This is a genomic window from Paracoccus zhejiangensis, assembly GCF_002847445.1.
GTDB classification, from domain to species: domain Bacteria; phylum Pseudomonadota; class Alphaproteobacteria; order Rhodobacterales; family Rhodobacteraceae; genus Paracoccus; species Paracoccus zhejiangensis.
In genome coordinates this window covers 121,940-145,279 of the sequence record NZ_CP025431.1, presented here as the reverse complement: position 1 = coordinate 145,279, position 23,340 = coordinate 121,940, and the positions used below count along the sequence as shown (strand labels likewise).

Genomic DNA, 23,340 nt, shown 5'->3' with positions numbered 1-23,340 from the left:
GCTCATTCCTTTCGGCTGGCCAGCGCGTTGACGGCGGCGACGGTGATGGCCGAGCCCCCCAGCCGCCCCTCGACGATCAGCGCGGGAACCGGCGGATCGGCCATCAGCGCGGCCTTCGATTCCGCCGCGCCGATGAAGCCCACCGGGCAGCCGATGATCGCCGCCGGGCGCGGGCAGGCCGGGTCTTCCAGCATGTTCAGCAGGTGAAAGAGCGCGGTCGGCGCATTGCCGATGGCGACGATGGCGCCGTCGAGATGCGGCCGCCACAGCTCGACTGCCGCGGCCGAGCGGGTATTGCCCATCGCCTGCGCCATTTCCGGCACGCCGGCGACATGCAGGGTGCAGATCACCGCGTTATTCGCCGGCAGGCGCGCGCGGGTGATGCCCTCGCTGACCATGCGCGCATCGCAAAGGATCGGCGCGCCGGCCTCCAGCGCCTGACGGGCGACAATCGCCATGTCGGGGGTAAAGCGGATATGCCGCTCCAGCCCGACCATGCCGGCGGCGTGGATCATGCGGACGGCGACCACCTCCTCTTCGGGGGTGAAGCCGGCCAGATCGGCCTCGGCCCGGATGGTGGCGAAGGATTGTTCATAGATCTTCGCGCCGTCGGTTTCATAGCTGTGACGCATCAGAACAGTCCTTTCAGATCAATCGGCCCATCGGCAGGCAGCTGCTGCCCGGCCTTATCCTGCGCCCGGCCGTTCCGCACCAGATCAAATCCCGCAGCCGTGGCAATCAGGGTCAGATCGGCCACCCCCGGATGGGCGCAGCCCTTGGCGCAGCCCGAGACATGCAGGACGCGCCCCGGCGGCACATCCGCCGCCAGCGCCCGCGCGAGATGGCGCACCGGGCGATGGCCCTGACGGCAGCCGGGGGCGCCGGTGCAGGCGGTGACGCGCAAACGCGGATCATTCGGCGTAAGGATCAAGCCCGGCAGGTCGGGCAGATGGTGCACACCCTCGATCAGCAGCATCCGCCATGGAGTCAGGCGCAGCGGGCCGAGGATGGCAAGCGCGGCCAGTGTCCCGGCCCCGACCTGCCCGAACTCGAGCGCCACCAACGCGCCTTGCGGGGCGAGACCCGGACCGGGTGGAGGCAGCGCGGGGGCGGGACGGGTCGTCCCGGTCAGCGTGCCCTCGGGATGGATACCGCGCGCGATCAGCGCGGCCATGCGGCCCCTTCCGTCTCGGACCCCACCGGCGGCGAGGAACCAGCGGGCAAGGGCAACGGCGGCCTCCGGCGCGTCACCTTCGCTGACCGGCGCACCCCGTTCCGCCCCGTCGGCACGCAGGATCAGCCCGCCCGTCTCGTCCCGTTCCAGCCGGATATCGCCCGCCGTGGCCGAAAGCACCGGCGCGGGGCCGCTATCGATGACAAAGCCGAACTTGCCGGGCAGGTCCGGGCCAGCGGCCAGCGCGCCGGTCACGGCCAGCGCCAGTGCCTCGGTTTCGGCATCGGCGAAGTGGGTGACCAAAAGATTGCGCCGGGCCTCGGTCTGCAGATCGGCATCGACCAACCCCAGCGCCTGCAATTCGGCGATCAGGGGGGCGTGGTTTTCCTCGCGGACACCGCGCAGTTGCAGGTTGCCGCGTGCGGTCAGGTCCATCAGCCCGTTGCCATGCTTGACCGCCGCCGCAGCCAGCCCCTCGGCCTGCGCGCGGTTCAATCGCCCCAGCCGGGGCCGCAGCCGCACCACCAGCCCGTCGCCCGACAGCATCGGGCGCAGCGCGCCGGGGCACCAGCCTTGCACCTGGAACCCGCTCATCCCCCCGCCCCCAGCGTCGCGGCGATCGAGTTGCGCCGGGTGACCCACAGCCCGGCCTCGGCCAGTCGCCGGAACAGGTCCTCGAGCGCGGCCAAGGCCGCCGGGTTCTCGCGCGCCATGAAGTCGCGGATCTCGTCGCGCCCCAAGGTCGCCTGATGGGTCAGGTCGAAGAGATGCGGCGGCACCACGCCGGCCAGGTGGGCGAAGGCGGCCAGATGCTCGGCGGTGGCGGTGATCTCGGCGGCGCCGCGAAAGCCATGGGCGACCATGCCATCGGCCCATGCGGGATTGGCGGCGCGGGCGCGGACCACGCGGGCGATTTCCTCACCGAGCGTCCGGGCGCGGGGCCGGTCGGGCTGCGTCGCGTCGAGGTGATAGAGTGCCGGGGCCTCGGCGCCGAGCCGGGCCAGCGCGGCGGCAAAGCCCGCCTCATGCGCGGCGTAGTCGGCGGCGAGCAGCAGGTCGCTTTCCGGCAGGTCCTGCGCATGAACGAAACTGTCGGCCTGCCTGAGCCGGTCTTCCAGTGCGTCCCGGTTCTCCTGCGACTGGCCATCTGCGCCGATGGCCCAAGCAGAGGCGTTCAGCCAAGCCTCGCCCGCCGCTGCCCGCGCTTCGTTGGAAAAATCTTCCAAGGCAGCCCCCATCCCCAGCCCGTAAAGGCCCGGTCGCGGGCCGAAGACCCGGGGCGCGGCGGCGCGATAAGGGTTTTCGCTGGCCGGTTCCTCGCGCCCGGCCAAGGCTGCGGCGCCGGTTTCAAACAGCCCCGCAAGCCCCGGAAACACATCGCGGAAAAGCCCCGAGACCCGCAGCGTCACGTCGATCCGGGGGCGGTTCAGCATGGCAAGCGGCAGCACCTCGACCCCGCTCACGCGCCCCGACCCAGCATCCCACAGCGGCGCGAGGCCGGCGAGATGCAGCGCCATGGCGAATTCCTCGCCAGCCGTGCGCATCGTGGCCGAACCCCACAGATCGACGACCAGCCCGCGCGGCCAGTCTCCATGGTCCTGCAGATGCTTGCGCAGCAGTTCCTCGGCCAGCTTCACCCCCTGCGCATGGGCGGCGCGGCTTGGCACGGCGCGCGGATCGACGGCGAAGAGGTTGCGCCCGGTCGGCAGCACATCCGCCCGCCCGCGCGCGGGCGAGCCGGACGGTCCCGGCGCCACCCGCCGACCGGCAAGCGCGGCCAGCATCCCCGCCCGTTCCTCGGACCCGCAGGCGCCCCGGCCAAGGACATGCAGCCCCTCGCCATACTGGCTTTCCTTGATGTCGCAGACGAAACGGTCGATGCGGGTGATTGCCTCGGCCGCGCCGGCACCGGGCGGAATGCCCAGATCCTCCTCGACCCCCAGCGCGCGGGCCTCGTCGCGGATGCCGGCGATCAGCCGGTCGCGCCGCGCCGGGTCAAGCCCATCGGCAGTGGAATATTCGTCCAGCAACCGCTCCAGCCCGGCCATGCCCTCGGGCAGGCTCGCGGCTTTCAGCGGCGGGGGCAGATGGCCAAGGGTCAGCGCGCCGATGCGCCGCTTGGCCTGCGCCGCCTCGCCCGGATCATTGACGATGAAGGGATAGATCACCGGCAGCGCGCCGATCAGCGCCTCGGGCCAGCAGCCCTCCGACAGCGCCACCGATTTCCCCGGCAACCATTCCAGCGTGCCATGCGCGCCCATATGCACCAGCGCGTGAAGCTGCTGCGAGCGGAGCCACAGGTAGAAGGCGACATAGGCGTGACGCGGCACGCGGGCGAGGTCGTGATAATCGTCGTCCCGCGTCCGACTGTCGCCCCGCTCGGGCTGCAACGCCACCAGAACCTTGCCGCGACGCAGGGCGGCAAAGCGGAAGTTTTTGCCGTCGCAAGCCAGATCGTCTTCGGGTTCGCCCCATGCCTCGTGCAGTTGCGCGCGCAGGACTTCCGGCAGGGTTTGCAGGGCCGCGCGGTAATCGGAGAGCGGCCAGTCGAGGGTTTCAGCGAGCAGTGCCTGCGCCAGCCCCTCGCCTGCGGCGGTGTCATACCCCTCGGCGCCAAGGTTCGAGAGCAACGCCTCGGTCGAGGCCAGCGCGTCCAGCCCGACGGCATGGGCGATCTGGTGCGGGCGGCCGGGATAGGTCGAGATCACCACGGCAAGCTGCCTGTCAACGGGCGGGGTCGTGGCGAGGCGGCGCCATGCCGACACCTTTGCCACGATGGCGGCGATGCGCTCCCCATCCGCGCGATGGGCAAAGCGCGAGAATTGCAGATCGGGATCACGGCGGCCGGGCGACTTGAACGAGGCAACCCCGGCAAACAGCCGGCCGTCGACCTCGGGCAGGACGACATGCATGGCCAGATCGGCGGGCGACAACCCGCGATCCGACGTGAGCCAGTCGCGCCGCCGGGCGGTGGAGAGGGCCAGCTGAAACACCGGGCAATCGCAGGCGTCGAACGGACCGGCCCCGTCATCGCCTTTGGCCGAGAAGGCGGTGACATTGACGATCGCCGCGGGTTGCCGGTCCTGCAGCAGCGGTCTCAGCCAATCGGCGAAACCCGGCGCCTTCAGCGAGGGCGCAAAGACCCCAAGCGCCGCGAACCCCGCCGCGCGCAGCGCATGGATCAGCGCATCGACCGGGCCGGTATCGGCGGCGGTCAGGTAGCTGCGGTAGAAGCTGACCAGCACCAGCGGGCGGTCGTCCAACTCGGGCGCCGCCACCACGCCGCGATCCGGGTCATAGAAGCCGAAATCCGGCACCCTTTTGTCTCCCGGCACCGGCCCGGCATAAATCCCTGCCGCAAGACACAGCTGCGCCAGCGCCGCCTGTGCAGCCACTGCCCCGCCCGCATCGCAAAGCTGCGCCAGCCGCCGCAGCACCGAGACCGGCACGGTCGAAGCCGCATCCAGCGCCGGATCAGGCCGCCCGTCCGCCGGCAGCACCGCCAGGGCCAGCCCCTTGCGCCAAGCCAGATCGCGGATCGAGGCGATGCCATAGGGCCAATAGGCCTCGCCGCCGATCAGCCGGATCAGGATGGCTTTCGCGCCCGACAGCGTGCGCTCGACATAGGTATCGACCGAAACCGGATGTTTCAGCGCAACGATGTTCTGCAGGCGCAGCGAGGGCAGCTTGCCCCCGGCCCGATGCCAGCCCGCCGCGAAGGCGCCAAGGTCGCTGTCCGAGAAGGAGAGCACCACCAGATCCGCCGGGTCCTGCCCCGGATCGAAGGGCGTTTCCGCCTGATCCAGCCCGTGACTTTCGCGGAAGACGACATGCATGGCGCGCGTCAGGCCCCCAAAGTGGCGCGGATCGCGGCCTCATTGATGTGGTGATGCTCGGCGATCACCACCAGTTGCGACACGCGGGGCGTTGCCCCCCAAGGCCGGTCGAACTGATGGCGCACCCGCTCGCCCACGGCCTGCAGCAGCAGGCGCATGGGCTTGCCGGTGACCGCTAGGTAACCCTTGACCCGCAGGATGTTCTGCTCGCGCGCCAGTTGCTGCACCCGTGCGACCAGATCCTCGACGCTGTCCACCTCGGGCAGGTCGATGACCACAGAATCGAAATCATCATGCTCGTGATCGTCGGCGCCGTCGTGATGGCTTGGGCGGGCGGCCAGATCATCCTCGGCGGCGGCATTCAGGCCAAGGATCAGCCGCGGGTCCAGCGCGCCATCGGTGACGGCCAGCATCGGCAGCGGGCGTGGCGCCTCGGCGGTGATCACCTCGCGGGCGGCGGTCAGTCCCGCCTCGCCGGCAAGGTCGGCCTTGGTCAGCAGCACGATATCGGCGCAGGCGATCTGGTCCTCGAACACTTCCGACAGCGGCGTCTCGTGATCGATGCTGTCATCGGCCGCGCGCTGCGCATCGACGGCGGCCACGTCCGGAGCAAAGCGTCCCGCCGCCACGGCCTCGGCATCGGCCAGCGCCACCACGCCGTCGACGGTGATCTTGGAGCGGATCGCCGGCCAGTCGAAGGCTTTCAGCAAGGGCTTCGGCAGCGCCAGACCCGAGGTTTCGATCAGGATATGGTCGGGGCGTTCGGGCCGGGCCAGCAGCGCCTCGATCGTCGGGATGAAGTCATCGGCGACGGTGCAGCAGATGCAGCCATTGGCCAGCTCGACGATGTTCTCGACCGGGCAATTCGCATCGGCGCAGGATTTCAGGATATCGCCATCGACGCCGACGGTGCCGAATTCGTTCACCAGCACCGCCAGCCGCTTACCCTGCGGGTTCTGCATCAGGTGGCGGATCAGCGTGGTCTTGCCCGAGCCGAGGAAGCCGGTGATCACGGTGACGGGGATCTTGGTCAGGTCAGTCATTCGGGGACTCCATCGGGGGTATGCGGGCAAGGCTCTGCTTGCGGAAGATGACGGGACGTTCGCGCCAGGGCACGATGCCCTCGGGCGCGACCGCGTAAAGCGCGGCGCCGCGCAGGATCTCGGGCACGTCCTCCAGCGTCAGCCGGCCATAGACATAGGACCAGCCGCCGGGCTTGGTGATGGCGATGTTGCAGCCGTGGTCGCAGGCCGAGAGGCATTCGACCGGGCGGATGATGACGCCCTCGGGTGCGGGTCCGGCGGTCAGGGCGTCATGCAGCAACCGGCCCGGCGGCTCGCTGCCCTCGGGCACCGGCTGGCCTGCGCGGCAGGTCATGCAGACGTGAAGAATTGCGGCCATGCCAACCCTCATCAGGACGAACGGGGCTGGCCAACGGCGAGGGGCGGGCCCTCTGATCCGAAGGTCGCGGCACACCCCGTCCGCGCGTTTCAGTCTGGCGCTGGCAGGTCTCCCGGCTTGCGGATATCGGGGCTTTCGGCCCCGGCGCCCTGCCCGCCTTCCCGGTCCTTGCGGCCAGTGGCAATGGGCAGACCTTTCCGGTCACGGTCGCGGGGGCGGCTGCTTGAGGTCCCCGGCCCGACGGACCGAAACACCCTTCACATTCCCTTTTCGCCTGCCCGAGGACAGACACCAGCGCACAGGCCCTCCATCGCGGCTGGACGGGGTTCTGTCAAGGGCGCGTCACAGCTCGTCCAGCCCGATATCGACACAGGCCGCCGATTGGGTGATCCGCCCGACCGAGATGATGTCCACTCCGGTCTCGGCCTTGGCCCGGATCGTGTCGAGCCGCACGCCGCCCGAGCATTCCAGCGGCACCCGTCCGGCGACCCATGTGACCGCCGCGCGCATGTCATCATTGCTCATATTGTCCAGCATGATCACATCGGCCCCGGCCTCCAGCGCCTCCCTGACCTGCTCGAGCCGGTCGCATTCGACCTCGATCTTGGTCAGGATCGGGGCATGGGCCTTGGCGCGGGCCACAGCCGCCGAGATCGAGCCGGCCACCGCGATGTGGTTGTCCTTCAGCATGATGCCGTTATCCAGACCCAGACGGTGGTTGCGCCCGCCGCCGCAGGTGACGGCGTATTTTTCCAGCATCCGAAGGCCCGGCGTGGTCTTGCGGGTATCGACCAGCACCGCCCCGGTGCCCTCGATCGCCCGCACATAGTCGGCGGTCAGGCCGGCGATTCCGCTCATCCGCTGCATCAGGTTCAGCGCCACCCGCTCGGCGGTCAGCAAGGACTGCGCATGGCCGGTGACCGTGGCGAAGGTCGTGCCGGCGGCGATCCGGTCGCCATCCCTGCAGCTCGCCTCGAAACGGCAATCGGGGTCAAGCGTGCGGAACACCCGCTCGACCATCGGCAGGCCCGACAGGATGATGTCCTCGCGCGCATTCAGCCCGAAGCTGGCGCGGGCGGCGTCATCGACCATGATCTTGGCGGTCAGGTCGTAATGGTTGCAATCCTCGTCGAGCCACAGCTGGATCAGCTGGTCCAGCTTCCGCATATCGAAAAGCATGCCGTTTCCCCTTCCCGCAAGCCGCGCGCCAGCATGGGAAGTGGCACGAAGTCCCGTCCGGCGCAATTGCCCGATACCGCCCGGTGATCTGGACCTTGGGGGCGGTTCATGCAACTAGGGCCGCGCAAAGACAGCGACGGCAACAATCAGCGGCAGAGCGGTCCCATGAACACCACCCCGAAAATCGCGATCGTGACCGGCGGTCTGACCGGCATCGGCCGCGCCGTGGCGCTGCGGCTGTTGGAGGGGGGCGCGCAGGTTCATGTCGGGGCGCGGCGCGGCGATCTGGCCGAGCTGACCGATCCGGTGAAGGCGCGGTTTGGTGATCGCTTTGCGGTGCGCGGGTTGGATGTGCGCGACAGCGACAGTTGCGCGGGTTTCGTGGGCGAGGTTCTGGGCCGGCATGGCCGCGTCGACATCCTGGTGAATGCGGCGGGTGTCTATGAGGAAGCGGCGGTGATGGACCATCCCGACCGCATCTGGGACGACACGCTGGACACCAACCTGACCGGCACCTTCAAGATGATCCGCGCCGTGCTGCCGTCGATGACCGCGCAGAAATGGGGCCGGATCGTCAACATCGCCTCGACCGCCGCGCATACCGGCATGGCGAACAACGCCGCCTATTGCGCCTCCAAGGCCGGGCTTCTGGGTCTGGGCCGCTGTGTCGCGCTGGAGGGGGCGGCGCTGGGGATCACCTGTAACAGCATCAGCCCGACCTGGGTCGAGACCGAGATGCTGCAATCCTATATCGATGCCGAGGTGGCCGAGGGCGCGCCCTATGCCGAGGTCAGGGCGAAATACGAGGCCTCGAACCCGCAGGGCAAGCTGGTCCAGCCCGGCGAGATCGCCGAGCTGGTGGCGTTTCTGGTCAGCGATGCCGGCCGCGCGATGACCATGGCCGATTATCAGGTCAATGCCGGCTCGCCCTGGTAGTTGAGACGCCGCGACAGCAGCGCGGTGCCGTCGGAGAGTGCGCTGAACGGGCCGAGGCCGGCCTGTCGCCATGCGGCCTTGGCCGCCGCGTTGTCATAGCGGGCATCGACGCGCAACGTCTGCGGATCGCCGGTCAGCAGTTTTGACAGCCCCTCGGGCAGGTCCACCCGCTTCAGCCAGTCCCCGGCGGTCAGGCGGTCATAGCCCGGCATGTCCCCTGTGACCGGCTGATCCGCCGTCAGGTTGTAATACGCCGCCCCCTCGCCGGAGGTGATCCGGGTCAGGAACCGCGCCGCCGCCCGGACATCGATCATCGGAAAGGCCAGCCCCTCGGGCATGGCCCCCGCCGCGCGGCAGGCGGAAAGGATGATCTCGTAGACATCCTTGGGATTGGCCGCGTCGAGATCATAAAGCGAGGGCAATCGGACAATGGCGGCAGGAACACCTGAGACGGCGATCTGCGCCTCGGCCTCGATCTTGGCCGCGCCGTAGCCGGTGCAGGCGTCAAAGAGCTGGGCCGGGGCTTCCGCGAAGGGGCCGCCGGTCTCGGGGAAAACCGCCGTCGAGGAGGAAAACCGCAGATCCGCCGCCGCCGCGCGGCAGAAGTCCAGCACATGGGCGATGCCCGCGCGCGACCAGGCCTGCATCTGCGCGCGGTCCACAGCGAGGTTCACCGTCGCGGCGCAGTGGATGACCGTCGAAACCTGCGCAGAGAGATCGGCGTAATGGTCGCCGTCCAGCCCGAAGCGCGGGTCATCGATCGCCCCCGGCACCAGCACCACCCGTTCCGGCGCGGCCCCCACGGCCTCGGCGATCACCGCCAGCCGCCGCACGGGGTCGTTGTTCCTCGGGCGGACGAGGCAATAGACCACCTGGTCCGCCGGCAGGCGCTCCAGCGCCGCCGCCAGCACATGCCGGCCCAGGAAGCCGGTAACGCCGGTCAAGAAGATGCCGGACCGGTCGAAGACCGAGGCGACCGTCGTGGCTTCGGCCGACAGCAGCTCGTGCAGGCGCGACAACGGCAGGTTCAGCGCCCAGTCAAAATCGACATTCCGGCCATAGGCGCCTTCCAGCGACAGGATCAGGTCAACGCACATCAGCGAATCGCCGCCATGGTCGTGGAACGAGCGGGCGGGGTCCAGATCCGCCACCGGACAGCGCAACAGCCGCGCGGCATGGGCGAGGGCGGGAACCGCATCGCCCGCATTCGCCACAGGCTCGGCCACGATCGCGGGCAGCGCCTTGTAGTCGCATTTGCCCGAAACCTGATGGATCGGGATGGCGTCGAGCCGCACCAGATAGGTCGGGATGCAATAGGCCGGCAACACCTCGCGCAGCGCCGAAGCCAGCGGTGCCGGAATGCGCTGCTGGCCCGCCTCGATGCCCCAGCGATCCCGGTTCGCCCGGTCCTCAGCCACATCGGCTGTGAAATAGAAGACCAGCGCCTGATCGTGATCGCCCACCGGCTGCACCCACGGGATCGCGTGGGAAAAGCGCAATAGCCCGGCCAGCGTCTCGGTCAGCTCGCGGGTCTGGATGCTGTAGCCGCGCAGCTTCAGCATATGCGCGTCGCGGCCCAGCACCACGATCTCGCCCGCCGCATCGACAAAGCCCCGGTCGCCGGTGTCATAGAGCCGCAAGGCCTGCCCCTCGATCACCAGATCGCGGAAGCGGCGGGCGGTTTCCTCGGGCCGGTTCACGTAGCCCGGTCCCAGCATCCTTGGCCCCTCGAAATGCAGCAGACCCGGTATACCCGGCGGGCAGAGTCGGTCGTGATCATCGAGAACGATGGCCCGCAGGTGCGGCATGGCGCGCCCCACGCGGACGCCTTGCCCGGCAGGTTCCTCGCCGGTCAGTTCCGACATGCAGATGTCATGTGTCTCGCAGATGCTGTAGAGGTTCCACAGCACCGCCTGCGGCAGCTTGGCCCGTGCCTCGGCGACCAACCGGTCGCTGACCACCTCGCCATTCAGGATCACCCGTTCGAGCGGCAATGCCGCGCCGGTCGCGGCATCAATGCCTTGCAGGAACTTGCCGAAGAAAGACGGCGTGAACAGCATCTCGGTTAGGTCATGGGCGGCGATGAACCGCGCCAGCGCCTGCGGCGACAAGAGGTCATCGAGGCGCGGAAACCACATCTCGGCACCGTTCCTGAGCGGGCGGAACATTTCCCAGATGGCGAAGATATAGATGCCGACCCGCATCCCCTCGCCGTAGGGCGTATAGGCATCGCGCCAGCGATAGGAGAGAAAGGCCGAATCCTGCGTGACCGGGATGCATTTCGGCCGCCCGGTCGTGCCCGAGGTGGCGACCAGGTAGATCGCATCCTGCGGCGCGACCTGTCCCGGCGTGATCCGCTCGACCGCCGGCCCTCCCAAGAGCGTGGCCCCCTCGATCACCCGGCAGGCGTCTGGCAACTGCCCGGTCTTCGGCGCCTCGGCGGTCAGGATCAGGCTTATCTGCAACTCGTCAAGGATGTTCGACAGCACCGAAGGCGGCATGGCCGGGTCCAGGTGCACGAAGGGCCGCCCGTCGATGACGCAGGCCGTCGCCAGCGCCCCGAACAGCGCCCCGGGCGCGCCGAAGACCCCGACCGCGCGCTGCCCGGCCAGATGCGGCTGGCAGGCGGCAACGACCGAGGCCAGTTCGCCATAGGTCAGGGAAAGCTCCGCATCGCACAGCGCCAAATTGCCGCGAAAGCGGGTCAGCGCCTCTGCAAGTTCCGCGGGAACCGACTGGGGGTCGTCTTGCATGGGGCAATCCAGGGTTGTGGGACGGGAAGGGTTGCGGTTACGTCCGCGCAAATTGACCAAAGGTCAAGTGCGCCGGGCGTTCATTGCGCGAAATCGCGCCGCGATAGGGTTGGGACACAGCGCCGCAGCCGAGAGGCCGAGACCTGCCGCAGCCAGCCCTGGTAGGGTTCGCCCGGGATCGCCGCCAGCTCCACGGCGAGATCCAGCCCCGCCGCATCGATGGCATCGCCGAGGGCCAGCACCGCCGCCGGATCGCCGTCGATCTCCAGCGCGTCCGGGGCAAGGGCTGTCTCGCCCGGCGCGACCCGGCGGAGCAGGGCGAGAAAATCCGCCAGATCGCCCCGGATGGCCGCATCATGATCGATGCGCGCGCCGCGCCGGAAGATCTCGACCTGCCCGGTGGCGGGGGTCAGGACCAGCAGCACCGACAGCTGACGCACATCGACCAGCAGCCGGGCCTTCGCCTGTTCCCCCATGCACGCAAGGATCGAGGGATGGCGGGCGGTGATCCGGGACAGGACCGCGCCGAGGGCCAGCCCCAGAAGCTGCGGCGCCAGGGGCGGGGGCGGAAGGCGTCGCGTGAACGCGCCGGGCCGTGATGCAATGGTCATGCGGCGCGCCTTATTCCCAACCGCCCGGCCCCGCGTTGATCCAGATCAAAGGGGCTGATCGACCCGCCCTCGTGCGGCGATCTGCCACGGGCCGCAGCGCTGCCCGGGCGGCGCAAGGTCTCGCCCTCGCGCCGCCTGTTCATCCGCGCGCCCCCCGACGCGCCGATCCGCACGCCGTCACGCGGTCAGCAGCACAGCGCTGTCCATGTTCACCTGCAGCGCCACCTCGGCGCCCGTGGGCAAGGGTGGCTCGCTCATGTGATGGCTCTTGTCCACCACCAGATCGCTGCCCGCCGCCTGCACGATATAGCGGATCTGGCTGCCCAGAAATTCGCTGTGCAGCACCTGCCCGATGATGGTGTCCGGACCGCAGAGCGGCGAGATGGTGATGTTCTGCGGCCTCAGCACGATCGAGGACGGCCCGGCCTTCGCGGTCATCGGCAAGGGCAGCGCATCGCCCGAGCCGGTGACGAAGCGCAGCGCCTCGCCGCGCTTCTCGACGCGGCCTTCCAGCACGTTGGCGGTGCCAAGGAAACGCGCGACAAACAGGTTCGCCGGATGGTCATAGAGCTCCTGCGGGCGGCCGATCTGCTGGATCACGCCTTTGTCCAGCACCGCCATGCGGTCGCTGGTGCTGTTGGCCTCTTCCTGATCGTGGGTGACGAAAATCGTTGTCAGCCCCAGCTTGCGCTGCAGCGCCAGCAACTCGCGGCGCATCTGTACGCGCAGGCTGGCGTCGAGGTTCGACAGCGGCTCGTCCAGCAACAGCACCTGCGGCTCGATCACCACGGTTCGCGCCAGCGCGATCCGCTGCTGTTGCCCGCCCGACAGCTGGTTCGGCATCCGTGCGGCCAGATGCGACAGGCCCACGAGGTCCAGAGCCTCCTCGACCCGGCGGGCGATCTCGGCCCCCGGCAGCTTGCGCTCGCGCAGGCCGAAGGCGACGTTTTCCTGCACCGAGAGATGCGGCCAAAGCGCGTAGGACTGGAACACCATGCCCACGTTGCGCTTCCAGGGCGGCAGGTCCAGCACATCGCGGCCACCGATGCGGATCGCCCCGCTGGGGCGCGGACCGAACCCGGCGATCGAGCGCAACAGCGTCGACTTGCCCGATCCCGAGGGCCCGAGGAAGGCGAAGAACTCGCCCGGCTTGATGCTGAGGTTAACCCCGGTCAGCACCTTGGTCGGGCCAAAGGCCAGGTGCAGGTTCTCGATCTCGATGCCAAGCATTTCGGTTTTCATGGTCAGACTCCCTCTCGGCGCTCAGTGCTCGGCACCGGATGTTTTCAGTTTCTTGTCGCGCTCGATGATGATCTGCGACAGGAACGTCCCCAGACCCACGATGATGACCGCGACGATGCCAAGGGCGGCCCCCGCCCCGCGCCCCGAGGGCGTCTGCATGAACAGGTAGATGCCATAGGCCAGCGGGCTGTCGGCCTCGGACGAGACCAGCATGATCGTCGCCGACAGCTCGACCGCCGCCGTGGCGAAGCTGGTGACGAAACCGGCAAGGATGCCCCCGGTCATCAGCGGCACCACCACGCGGCGAATGGTCCGCGACTTGGTGGCGCCAAGGCTCTCCGCCGCCTCCTCCAGCGCGACGCTGACCTGTTGCAGCGCCGCCATGCAGGCACGCAGCGCATAGGGCAGACGGCGGATCATCAGTGCGATGGCGATGATCACCCACCATTGCGCCAGCGGCTTGTCGAGGAAGGGCACATCCACGCCCTGAAAGGTTCGCAGATAGCCGATGCCCAGCACCACCCCCGGCACGGCCAGCGCCGCGGTGGCCATGTAGTCCAGCCCCTTGCGGCCGATCAGGCCGGTGCGCATGACGATATAGGCGATGGCGGTGCCGAGGATCACGTCCCCCAGGGCGGCGATGCCGGCGTAAAGGAGCGTGTTCAGGATATAGTCCTGCGAGCCTTCCCACATGCGGACATAATTCGCCCAGGTATAGCCATCGGGCAGCGGCGCAAAGCTCCAGATCGTGCTGAAGGACAGAAGCAGCAGCCCCAGATGCGGCGACAGCACGAGGGCGAGGATGAACAGCACCGCGCCATAGGCGATGACCTTCTCGCGCCCGCTCAGATCGCGCTTGGCCAGACCGCCGCCGCCCTTCTGCACGGTGGCGTAATCCTTGCCGCGCATGACCAGGAACGAGGCCCAGAGCGACAGGATCGAGAAGGCCACGAGGATGACCGAGATGACATAGCCCATCGGGTCGCTGATGCCGACCGAGGTGATGCGCAGATAGGCCTGCGGCGCCAGCATGTTGTTGACGTTCAAGAGAAGCGGCGTGCCGAGATCGTCGAAGACCTTGATGAAGACCAGCACGGCGCCGGCGATATAGCCCGGCATGGCCAGCGGGAAGACGATCTTGCGGAACAGCCGCAGCCCCGAGGAGCCAAGGTTCTGCGCCGCCTCCTCCATCGAGCGGTCGATGTTGCGCAAGGACGCCGACAGGTTGATCAGGATGAACGGGAAATAATGGATCGACTGCACGAGGATCACCCCGTTCAGCCCCTCCATGAAGGGAATGGTGAAGCCCAGATGCTCGCGCAGCATGAGGTTCACCGTGCCATTGCGACCAAAGATCAGCGACATCGCCACCGCGCCGACAAAGGGCGGCATGATCAGCGGGATGAAGCCGAGGCTCTGGATCAGGGCCGAGCCGCCGAAGTTGAAGCGGGTGGTGATATAGGCCAGCGGCAGGGCAATGATCGTCGCCACCACGACCGACATGGCCGAGACATAGAAGGAATTGACGAAGCTTTCGCGGAACAGGCTGGTGGCGAAGAAATCGGCGAAGTTCTGCAGCGTCAGCCCGCCGCTGCGCGAGTCGATGAAGGCCACATAAACCACCTGCAGGACCGGGAAGATCAGGAAGCCCAGAAGGAAGATGGCGATGAGAAGGCCGGCCAGCGCAGCGCCGCTGAGCCGGGGAAACAGGAACGCGGGCAGGCGATCGGCCAGACCTGTCCCGACCGCCGGGCGCGGGGTGTCTTGGGGCATGGATTTTGTCCGGATGTGAGGATGTCAGGAGGACAGGGGCAATGGCTCGCCCCTGTCCGGTGGGCGATCCCGGCCCGCGTCTGGTGGGTTCACGCGGGCGCGGCTCTGCCGATCAGAGGGCGGCGGCCTTCTCGGCCAGGTCTTTCGCCTTGCGATAGTTTTCGGTCACCATCGCATCCCATTGCTGCTCGATCTCCGCCTGACGCGCCTCGACGGCATCGCCGGCTTCCTTGCGGACGGCGGTGAAGGCGGCGTTGAAGGCCGGGTCAAGGCTCTGCTCCTCGGTGATCGGCATGGCCTCGATCAGCGCGCGGGCTTCGTCGATCAGCGCCTTGGCCTCGGCATTGGACCCGTCGGCATGTTTCGCCTCGGCCTCCTGCACGGCCTTCACCGCGGCCTTCAGATCCTCGAGCCGATAGGTGATCATCACGTCGAACAGCGAGCTGACCACGTAATAGCGCGCGCCCGACTTATCGACGTCGAACTTGACCGCCGCGCCGATCGACTTGTCTTCGAACGGGTTCGGCAGGCCCTCGGGCGCCTCGGCATAGACCTCGGGATTGACCGGCAGACGCATGATCGCCGGGTCAAACAGCACCTTCTGGCCCTCGGGCGACAGCAGGTATTCGACGAAGGTCACGGCCCCCTTCTCGTTCGGCGCATTGGCGATGACGCCGACGTTGGCGGGCACCAGCGCCGTCACCGTCGGATAGGCGAACTCGACCGGGAAGCCCGAGGCCTTGGAGGAGAAGGCGAAGAAATCGATGACGATGCCGAAACCGAAGCTGCCCGTGTTCACCCCGTCCGGCACGCCAAAGCTGCGCTCGGTCACCGAGGCGAAATTGCCGCCCATCCATTTCCAGTCGGCCCAGCCCTTGTCCCAGCCCTCGCCCTGCAACACGGTTTCCACCGTCAGATGCGTGGTGCCCGAGCGCGAGGGCGCCGACATGCCGACATGGCCGTGATATTCGGGCTTCTCGAGATCCGCCCATTCCTTCGCCGGCTCCAGACCGTTGGCCTCGACATAGCGGGTGTTCCACATGATGCCGTAACCCGAGGCGGCAAAGCCGTAGTAATGGCCATCGGCATCGTTCATCGGGTAGCTGCCGATCATGTCGGGAATGCCGGTGGCGTTCGGCGCGATCTTGGCCAGCTTGCCGTCGCCCTTCAGCACCTCGAAGGCATCCGGGGCCGAGGCCCAGAAGATGTCGGCGGTATTGGCGCTGGCGATCTCCTGGATGTATTTCACCCCCGACGAGGTGCTCTTGTTCAGGATCTCGATGTCGTAATCGGGATGCGCGGTCTCGAAGGCCTTTTCGATCACCGCGGTCATTTCCTCGGGGAACGAGGTCACGACCACGATCTTTTCGGCGGCCAGCGCCCCGCCTGCCATCAGGCCAAGCGCCGCCACACTGCTGGTCAGCAGTTTCTTCATCTCTGGAAATCCTCCCTGTTGTCCGCATTGGCGCGGATCTGGGGGCAGGTTGCCAAGCCCGCCGTTACGGATCAAGCATTTGATTTATCGTGATAATTCAGGAGAAATTGGGTCAGTTTCGACACGCGACGCGGGTCAATCCTGACCCGGCGGCAGCATCCCGCAGGCCCGCATCCTCAGGTAAAGGCGCTTTCTCGGGATGCCCAAGGCCTCGGCCGCCTCGGTCTTGCGCCCGCCGGTCTTCTGCAGGGCCGCGCGCAGCAACGATGATTCGAATTCCCGCATCGCATCGTCATAGCCCAGATCATCCACCGCCACCCCGCCCCCGCGCGCCTGCGGTTGCAGCGTGACCTTCAGCCCGATCACCAGCTTTTCCGCGACATTGCGCAGCTCGCGCAGGTTCCCCGGCCAGTGATAGCTGCGATAGGGCCGCAGCTCCTGCTGGGTCAGGTCGGGAAAGCGGCGATTGTGGCGCTGCGCCGCCTCGCGCAGGAATTGCGCCAGCAGCAGGTAAATGTCGGTCTCGCGGTTCCGCAGCGGCGGCAGTTCCACCTCGGCGAGGCTGAGGCGGTAGTAGAGATCATCGCTCATCGCACCGACGCGGCGCAGATCATTGATGCTGCCATGGGCCGAGGCGATGACCCGGAAGCCCTCGCCGGGCGCCCGCGCCTCCATCAGCGCCAGCATCCGCTGCTGCAAGGGCGAGGCCAGCAGGTTCACCCGGTCCAGATACAGCGTGCCGCCGCGCGCCGAGGGGATGGCGCCCGGCGCCTCGGCCCCTTCGCCCAGCATCAGCGCGCCGAAATTCGCCTCGGTCAGCGCCCCGGCATCGACCGGGACGAACTCGCCGTCGCGCCCCGAGAAGTCATGCAGCGCCTGCGCCGCCAGTTGCTTGCCGGTGCCCGGCTCGCCGTAAAGCAGCACATCGACCTCCAGGGGTGCCACCGCCGCCAGCTCGCGGCGACAGTTCCGCATGGCGACCGAGCGGCCCAGCAGGCGCGCCCTGAGATCGGTCCCCCGCGCGATCCGTTCCTTCAGCCGCCGGTTTTCCAACAGCAGTCGCCGCGTCTCCAGCGCCCGGCGGATGACGGCCAGCAGGTATTCGGGCGGGGCGGGCTTCTCGATGAAATCGAACGCCCCGCGCTGGATCGCCGCGACCGCGCTGCGCACATCACCATGCGCCGTGATCAGCACAAAGGGCACGCCCGGCGCCATCGCCCGCGCCTCTGCCAAGAGATCCAGCCCCGACAGTTCGGGCATCCGCATGTCCGAGAGGATCACCCCCTCCCATTCCGGGTCCAGTTCCGCCAACATCGCCCGCCCGCGCGCGAAACCCCGCGCCGGCAGGCCCGCCGCCTCGATCACCTCGACCATGGCGGGCAGAAGGTCGGCATCGTCATCGACGACGAAGATTTTCGGTTCAGCTGTCATCCGGTCTCACCGCCGGCAGCCTGAGCCGCGCCACCACGCCCCGGTCGGGCGCAGGCTGCAGCCACAGGTTGCCGCCCATGTCCTTTGCGATATTGTAGGAAATCGACAGGCCCAGCCCCATGCCGCGCCCGGCCTCTTTCGAGGTGACGAAGGGATTGACCGCCTCTTCCGGCGACAGATCGCCCAGACCCACGCCATTGTCGCGGACGGTCAGATCGACAAGGCCAACGGTTTCGGTCACGTCCAGCGCGATCCGCCCCGCGCCCTCGGTCTCGGCAATGGCATCCAGCGCATTGCCGACCAGGTTGATGATCACCTGCTCGATCAGGATCGGATCGCCCAAGACGCGCGCCGCCTCGGCCGCCGGGCTGACCGTGACAGCCACGCCGCTCTCGTCAATCCGGCCCTGCAGCAGCGACAGCGCGCCCTCGATCGGCTCGCCGAGGCGCAGGGGGGCGCGGGCATTGTCGGCGCGGCGGGCGAAGCGGCGCAGATGCGAGATGATCGCCTCCATCCGGTCGGTCAGCCCGGCAATGCGGTCAAGCTGCCGCCGCGCCTCGGCGGCATCGCCCGAGGCACTCGCACTCTCCAGCAGCATGGTGCGATAGCGCAGGGCGGCGAGCGGCTGGTTCAGCTCGTGGCTGATCCCGGCGGAGAGGTTCCCCAGCGCCGCCATCTTGCCGGCCTGCACCAGATCGGCCTGCGTGTCCTTCAGCTTGCCGATGGCCTGATCGCGGGCGGTGATGGCGCGGCCGAATTCATCGACGGCGGCGCGGATGCGGCTGATCTCGTCGGTGGCCGCCGTTGCTGGCACCGCCGTCCCGGCGCTGTCGGCAATGTCGAGCATCCGCCCCATCAGCGCCCTGAGCGGCGCGACGATCCGGTTGCGCATCACGCCCGAGACGATGGCGAGCCCGATCAACCCCAGCGCCAAGGTGAGCGCCACCAGCCCGGCCATGGTGCCGCGCGCGCGTTCGGCGGTTTTGGCAATGGTCGCCAGAACCTGCGATTTCTCCTCGGCGGCCAGCCCCGCCAGCGTGTCCTGCAGCCGCGCCACCCCGTCCTGCGCCGACTGGATGGTGGCATAGGTCTGCGCCTGCAGCGCCACCGCCGCGCGCCGCCGCTGGACCAGCCCCTCGCCCGGATCGGCCAGCGCCCGCAGCCGGTCATAGGATTGGCGCAGCGTCAGGAACTCGGTCCGCTCCGGCAGCGCGCCGACGGTTTCCCCCAGCCGTGCCATCATGTCCCACGCCAGGCCCGCCAGCTGATCGATCTGCGCCGCGTCGTTCGAGACGGCGATCTGCAGCAGCAGCGTCACCGCCGTCCCGGCCTCGGTGCCGACCTGAAACACCTGGTCGCGCAGGCGCCGGTCACGCTCGACCTGATCGACCAGCGCGCTGCGCAGGATGCCGTCATCCTCGTCCTCGAGCTCCAGCATCCGCGCGCGGATGTTGAAGTCATAGTCGTCGAGCAGCGGATCAACCTCGTCCTGAATGTCAACGTTGAGCCAGCGCAGCGCGTCGATGTCGCGGGCATTGGCCGCCGCCAGATCCTGCCGCCTGCCGTAGAGCGGCGGCAGCGCCGCCAGATCGCGTTGCAGCGCCGCGACCCGGCCCGGCATCTGGCTGTCCGGCGGCAGGCGCAGCCCCGGATCGGCCAACGCGGCGGTGAGCCGCGCCGCGACCTCGGCCAGTTCCGCCAGTTGCGCCGCGCTTTCGCCCTCGCCGCCGATGATCCGCGTGGTCAACCCCGCCAGCTGCGCCGAATGCCCGGCCAGCTCGCCGGTCAGCGCGATGCGCGGCACCTGCGAGGCGGCGAGGCCGGAGAATTGGGTCTGGAACCGGGCAAAGGTGACGCTGGTCAAGGCCAGCCCCAGCCACATCAGCGCCAGCGTGCCACCGATCAGCAGCATCAGCCGCTGCCAGACGCCAAGGCGGGGGATCAGCCTCATGGCTGCCGCCGCGCCGCCCGGCGTTCCAGCGCCGAGAGTGCCGCCCCGATCGCGTCCAGCTTCGACGATGCCGATGCGGCCCACCGCTGTTGCGCCGCCGCCTGATCCGGTGCCAGCGCCATCAGATCCGAGATCCGCCCCGGCTGGCTGTTCAGCGCCGCAAGATCGGCCTCATGCTCGGTGACCGGCAGCGTGGTCAGCAGCGCCTCGACCGCGGCCAGGTCTGCCGCCGGCACCTGCCCCCTCAGCGCCCTGAACCGCGCCCAGAGATCGCGCCGGCGCGGCAATTGTTCCGAGATGAAGATGTCGAAGATCGCATTCACCGCCCAGTAGCGCCCGGCAGCAAGGGCGGCGTCATAGGTCTGCCACTGGTGACGGATGGCATCCTGCATCGGCGCGGGGATCGCCGCCCCGGCCTCCGTCCGCAGCCGGTCCGAGACCGGGATGCGGCCGACGCCAGGCTGCATCAGCAGTTGCTGGCCCTCGTCCGACAGCACGAAGCCGACGAAGTCGCAGGCCAGTGCCGGTTCCAGCGCATGGGCCAGCCGCCCGATCTGCGCGGGGAAGATCATCACCGGCTTGCCATAGCGAAAGTCCAGCTCCGGCTCGACACCGGCCAGAAAGTCGATGGTCAGCCCGATATCGAAGCGCCCCGATTTCACCCCATCGATGACGCCGAAACTGCGCGCGGTCAGGGTCGACAGGTTCTCGGTCAGCCGCAGGAAATAGCCCCAGCCCTCGTCCCAGCCACGCACCTGCAACAGCCGCTCGACCAGCATATGCGTGGTGCCGGAATGCGAGGGCAACGCCATGCCGATGCGGCCGTGATAGGCGGGCAAGAGCAGGTCATCCCAATCGCCCGGCATGAACACCTGCGCATCTGCCCGCCTCGCCCACCCGATGGACGACAACGCGAAACTGGCATGACCCGAACCCTCCAGCGCCGGGCAGTCGGTCGCGTCGAAACCCTGATGCTGGCCGATCACCGCGAAAGCCTCGGGCGAGGAGGCCCAGAAGATATCGAAGCCCCGGCCATTGCCGCGGGTGATCTCGTCGATGCCGGAATTGGTGTTCTTGTTCAGCACCAGCAGATCGGCCTCGGGATGCGCCTTGCGAAACCCGGCGATGAAGGGATCGGTCAGCGCCGGCGGCATCGAGGTCAGGATGCGCAGCTGCCGCGCATCGGCAGCCCCGGCGGCCAGAAGCAGCGCCATGAGACCGGCCACGAGATCGACCTTCGACAAGCCGCTTCCTCCCCGTCGCCGCCTCTTGCCCTAAATGATCCCAATGCCGCCCTGCCGCAACAGAAAGGCCGGGGCTGCGACGAAATGGGTCAGTTCTGACACGGGGCCCCCACCCGGGGGGACCGGCGCAGCCGGGCGCTTTCGCCGCGTCGCCGCTCATCACCATTTGGTGCATCCTCTGGCTTGTCCCGGCGAGACCGCTAGGGTCTGCCCGACATCTGCACGGAGACGACCATGACCCTGTCCTTCAAGACCATCCTTCTGGGGACGACCCTTTCAGCCGCCCTGGCCGCCCCGGTCGCGGCGCTGGCCGAGACGCGCACGCTGGACGGCACCGTTACTTATCGCGAGCGCATGGCCCTGCCGCCTGATGCCGAGATCACCGTGCAGCTGGTCGATGTGTCGCTGGCCGATGCGCCCGCGACGCTGCTGGGCGAAACCACCCTTACGCCCAGCCACGAGGTGCCGGTGCCCTATCAGATCACCTATGACGATGCCGATCTGACCGAGGGTCACAGCTATGCGGTGCAGGCGCGGATCACCGTTGAGGGTCAGCTGATCTTCATCAACACCAGCCGTCACGCGGTCTTCGGTCCCGAACCCGATGCCACCGATATCGTGGTCGAGCGGGTTGCCGCCAGTCCCGAAGCCGCTGCCCCCTCGCCCGCCGGTCGCTGGCTGGCCGAGGATATCGGCGGCGGCGGGGTGATCGACAATGCCCAGAGCGTCTTGGAACTGGCCGCCGATGGCACCGTCACCGGCAGCGGCGGCTGCAACCGGATGACCGGCACGGCGGTGATCGAGGGCGATGCCCTGAGCTTCGGCCCGATCGCATCGACGCGCATGGGCTGCGTTCCCGCACTTGGCAATCAGGAGACAAAATTCTTCGCCGCCCTCGCCGCGACCCGCAACTGGCAGATCGACGAGTTGGGCAAGCTGATCCTGCTCGACGCCGAGGGCAAGGCACTGATGCGCCTCGCGCCGCAGTAACGACCCCAGACCCGCAGCGGGCTGCGGGCGAGCGCGACCTCAGCCCTGCCCGGCAGAGTCGCCGGACAGGGCCAGTCCGCTCAGCACAGCGGTGAAGACATCGCCACGCTCGATCACCGCGCCGGGCAGTTCGGCGCGGACGGCGAGATCCACCGTGGCCAGCAGGCTGGACCCGCCGACCAGGATGGCCCGGCTGACGGCATCCGGCGCGACACCGGCCAGCTTCAGCGTCTCGGCCAGGGCCTGCCCGATGCGCAGCGCCAGGGGGCCGCAGAACTCGACCAGATCAGCCGGTGCCAGACCGGGTCGCAAGCCGCGCTCGGCCGGCTCCAGGTCGATGCCGGCCACCGCGCCACTGTTGGCCGCGATCTTCGCCGCCTCGACCGCGAAGGCGATGTCATGACCGGTCTCATCCTCCAGCACCCGCACCAGGCGCGCCAGCCGCGCGGGGTCGCAGGCGAGCTTCTCCATCTTCCGCGCCGCGCGCAGCGTCGCCGGGCTGTAGAGAAAGGCGATCCGTTCCCAGCTCGCCAATTGGTGATAGATCGCGCGCGGCACATCGTGACGGCCGGTGCCGATCTCATTGCGCAACTCACCGCCAAGCCCCAGCAGCGGCATCACCCGCCCGATACTCAGCGCCCGGTCGAAATCGGTGCCGCCAAGGCGGATCCCGTGGCTCGCCAACACCCGCCCCGCCCCGTCGCTGCCCTCGAACAGAGTGAAATCCGAGGTGCCGCCGCCAATATCGACAACCAGCGAAAGCCCCGGCATGCGACCAGCGGCCAGCGCCGCCGCCTCGGGCTCGTTCAGGAAACGCACATCGTCGAACCCGGCCATGCGATAGCACTCGTCCAGATCGGCGGCGGCCTGCGCATCCCGCCCGGAATCGCTGCTGTGAAAATGCACCGGCCGACCGGCCACCGCGCTGCGGAAGGTCAGCCCGGTCGCAGCATCGGATCTCAGCCGGACCTCGGTGAGGAATTCGGCCACGATCTCGAGCAGCGTCAGTCGGCGGTTCAGGAACTGCCGCCGCTCGCGCGCCAGAGGTGTGCCGAGAATGCTTTTCAGCGCCCGCATGAAGCGCCCCTCGCGCCCGTCGATCATCGCGGCAACCGCATCGCTGCCCACCAGCGTCTCGCGCGTGTCATAATCGAGAAAGACCGCCGTCGGCAGCGTGGCCTTGCCCGGCTCGAGCGGCAGAAGGCGCACCTTGCCATCCACGGCCATCGCCGCGCCGCTGTTCGAAGTGCCGAAGTCGATCCCAAGCCTGGGCATGTCTCACCGCCGTTCCCGAGGAAGGCGGGGCTGATAGCAGGCAGGACGAGGGTGGACAAGAACCCGGCAGCGCGCCGGTGGCCGACACTTCGCTGCGATCACGCAAAGA

17 protein-coding genes and 1 riboswitch are annotated in these 23,340 nt (G+C 68.4%); of the genes, 2 read left to right on the top strand and 15 right to left on the bottom strand.

The window, feature by feature from the left end; all coding sequences use genetic code 11:
• Window positions 1–2 precede the first annotated feature (2 nt).
• The 6 genes from CX676_RS19970 to nadC form a co-directional block, all read right to left on the bottom strand.
• The gene (locus tag CX676_RS19970; protein WP_101754557.1) at window positions 3–632 is read right to left on the bottom strand and encodes a precorrin-8X methylmutase; all 630 of its coding nucleotides are present in this window, start codon (window positions 630–632) and stop codon (window positions 3–5) included.
• Window positions 632–1,768 (bottom strand): precorrin-3B synthase, encoded by a 1,137-nt coding sequence (gene cobG / locus CX676_RS19965; RefSeq protein WP_101754556.1) that lies wholly within the window; start codon window positions 1,766–1,768, stop codon window positions 632–634. The genes CX676_RS19970 and cobG overlap by 1 nt, the downstream gene beginning before the upstream one ends.
• On the bottom strand, window positions 1,765–5,010 hold the full coding sequence (gene cobN / locus CX676_RS19960; RefSeq protein ID WP_101754555.1) for a cobaltochelatase subunit CobN: 3,246 nt from the start codon (window positions 5,008–5,010) through the stop codon (window positions 1,765–1,767). The genes cobG and cobN overlap by 4 nt, the downstream gene beginning before the upstream one ends.
• An 8-nt stretch (window positions 5,011–5,018) precedes the next feature.
• On the bottom strand, window positions 5,019–6,053 hold the full coding sequence (cobW, locus tag CX676_RS19955) for a cobalamin biosynthesis protein CobW (protein ID WP_101754554.1): 1,035 nt from the start codon (window positions 6,051–6,053) through the stop codon (window positions 5,019–5,021).
• The gene (locus tag CX676_RS19950; RefSeq protein ID WP_101754553.1) at window positions 6,046–6,411 is read right to left on the bottom strand and encodes a DUF1636 family protein; all 366 of its coding nucleotides are present in this window, start codon (window positions 6,409–6,411) and stop codon (window positions 6,046–6,048) included. The genes cobW and CX676_RS19950 overlap by 8 nt, the downstream gene beginning before the upstream one ends.
• Before the next feature lie 85 nt (window positions 6,412–6,496).
• Window positions 6,497–6,722, bottom strand: a riboswitch (cobalamin riboswitch).
• A 31-nt stretch (window positions 6,723–6,753) separates the two neighbouring features.
• Window positions 6,754–7,590 carry a carboxylating nicotinate-nucleotide diphosphorylase gene (gene nadC, locus CX676_RS19945; RefSeq protein WP_101754552.1) on the bottom strand — a complete coding sequence of 279 codons (837 nt, stop codon included), beginning with the start codon at window positions 7,588–7,590 and terminating at the stop codon, window positions 6,754–6,756.
• 165 nt (window positions 7,591–7,755) lie between these two features.
• Here nadC and CX676_RS19940 point away from each other — a divergent pair, with 165 nt between their 5' ends.
• Window positions 7,756–8,526, top strand: coding sequence for an SDR family NAD(P)-dependent oxidoreductase (locus CX676_RS19940; RefSeq protein ID WP_101754551.1), 771 nt, complete (start codon window positions 7,756–7,758; stop codon window positions 8,524–8,526).
• Here the strand turns inward: CX676_RS19940 and CX676_RS19935 are convergent.
• The 8 genes from CX676_RS19935 to CX676_RS19900 all read right to left on the bottom strand — a co-directional run bounded on the left by CX676_RS19935 (window position 8,499) and on the right by CX676_RS19900 (window position 20,966).
• Window positions 8,499–11,279 carry a non-ribosomal peptide synthetase gene (locus CX676_RS19935; RefSeq protein ID WP_101754550.1) on the bottom strand — a complete coding sequence of 927 codons (2,781 nt, stop codon included), beginning with the start codon at window positions 11,277–11,279 and terminating at the stop codon, window positions 8,499–8,501. The genes CX676_RS19940 and CX676_RS19935 overlap by 28 nt on opposite strands.
• Before the next feature lie 80 nt (window positions 11,280–11,359).
• Entirely contained in the window at window positions 11,360–11,890 is a 531-nt protein-coding gene (locus tag CX676_RS19930) for an SCP2 sterol-binding domain-containing protein (RefSeq protein ID WP_101754549.1), read from the bottom strand.
• A 177-nt stretch (window positions 11,891–12,067) separates the two neighbouring features.
• Window positions 12,068–13,132: an ABC transporter ATP-binding protein gene (locus tag CX676_RS19925; protein WP_198590380.1), complete on the bottom strand. Its 1,065-nt coding sequence runs from the start codon at window positions 13,130–13,132 to the stop codon at window positions 12,068–12,070.
• Between the two features lie 21 nt (window positions 13,133–13,153).
• Entirely contained in the window at window positions 13,154–14,905 is a 1,752-nt protein-coding gene (locus CX676_RS19920) for an ABC transporter permease (protein WP_101754547.1), read from the bottom strand.
• A gap of 112 nt (window positions 14,906–15,017) precedes the next feature.
• Window positions 15,018–16,340 carry an extracellular solute-binding protein gene (locus tag CX676_RS19915; protein WP_101754546.1) on the bottom strand — a complete coding sequence of 441 codons (1,323 nt, stop codon included), beginning with the start codon at window positions 16,338–16,340 and terminating at the stop codon, window positions 15,018–15,020.
• A gap of 135 nt (window positions 16,341–16,475) precedes the next feature.
• A complete protein-coding gene (locus tag CX676_RS19910; RefSeq protein ID WP_101754545.1) occupies window positions 16,476–17,771 on the bottom strand; it encodes a sigma-54-dependent transcriptional regulator in 1,296 nt (431 codons plus the stop codon).
• Complete coding sequence (locus CX676_RS19905) at window positions 17,761–19,722, bottom strand: sensor histidine kinase (protein WP_157936013.1); 1,962 nt, start codon at window positions 19,720–19,722, stop codon at window positions 17,761–17,763. Before CX676_RS19905 ends, CX676_RS19910 begins: the two co-directional genes overlap by 11 nt.
• Complete coding sequence (locus tag CX676_RS19900) at window positions 19,719–20,966, bottom strand: ABC transporter substrate-binding protein (RefSeq protein ID WP_101754543.1); 1,248 nt, start codon at window positions 20,964–20,966, stop codon at window positions 19,719–19,721. Before CX676_RS19900 ends, CX676_RS19905 begins: the two co-directional genes overlap by 4 nt.
• 234 nt (window positions 20,967–21,200) lie before the next feature.
• Between CX676_RS19900 and CX676_RS19895 the strand changes: the two genes are divergently transcribed.
• A complete protein-coding gene (locus CX676_RS19895) occupies window positions 21,201–21,956 on the top strand; it encodes a YbaY family lipoprotein (protein ID WP_101754542.1) in 756 nt (251 codons plus the stop codon).
• Between the two features lie 39 nt (window positions 21,957–21,995).
• Here CX676_RS19895 and CX676_RS19890 read toward each other — a convergent pair whose 3' ends face one another.
• Complete coding sequence (locus CX676_RS19890) at window positions 21,996–23,231, bottom strand: Hsp70 family protein (RefSeq protein WP_101754541.1); 1,236 nt, start codon at window positions 23,229–23,231, stop codon at window positions 21,996–21,998.
• Between the last annotated feature and the right edge of the window lie 109 nt (window positions 23,232–23,340).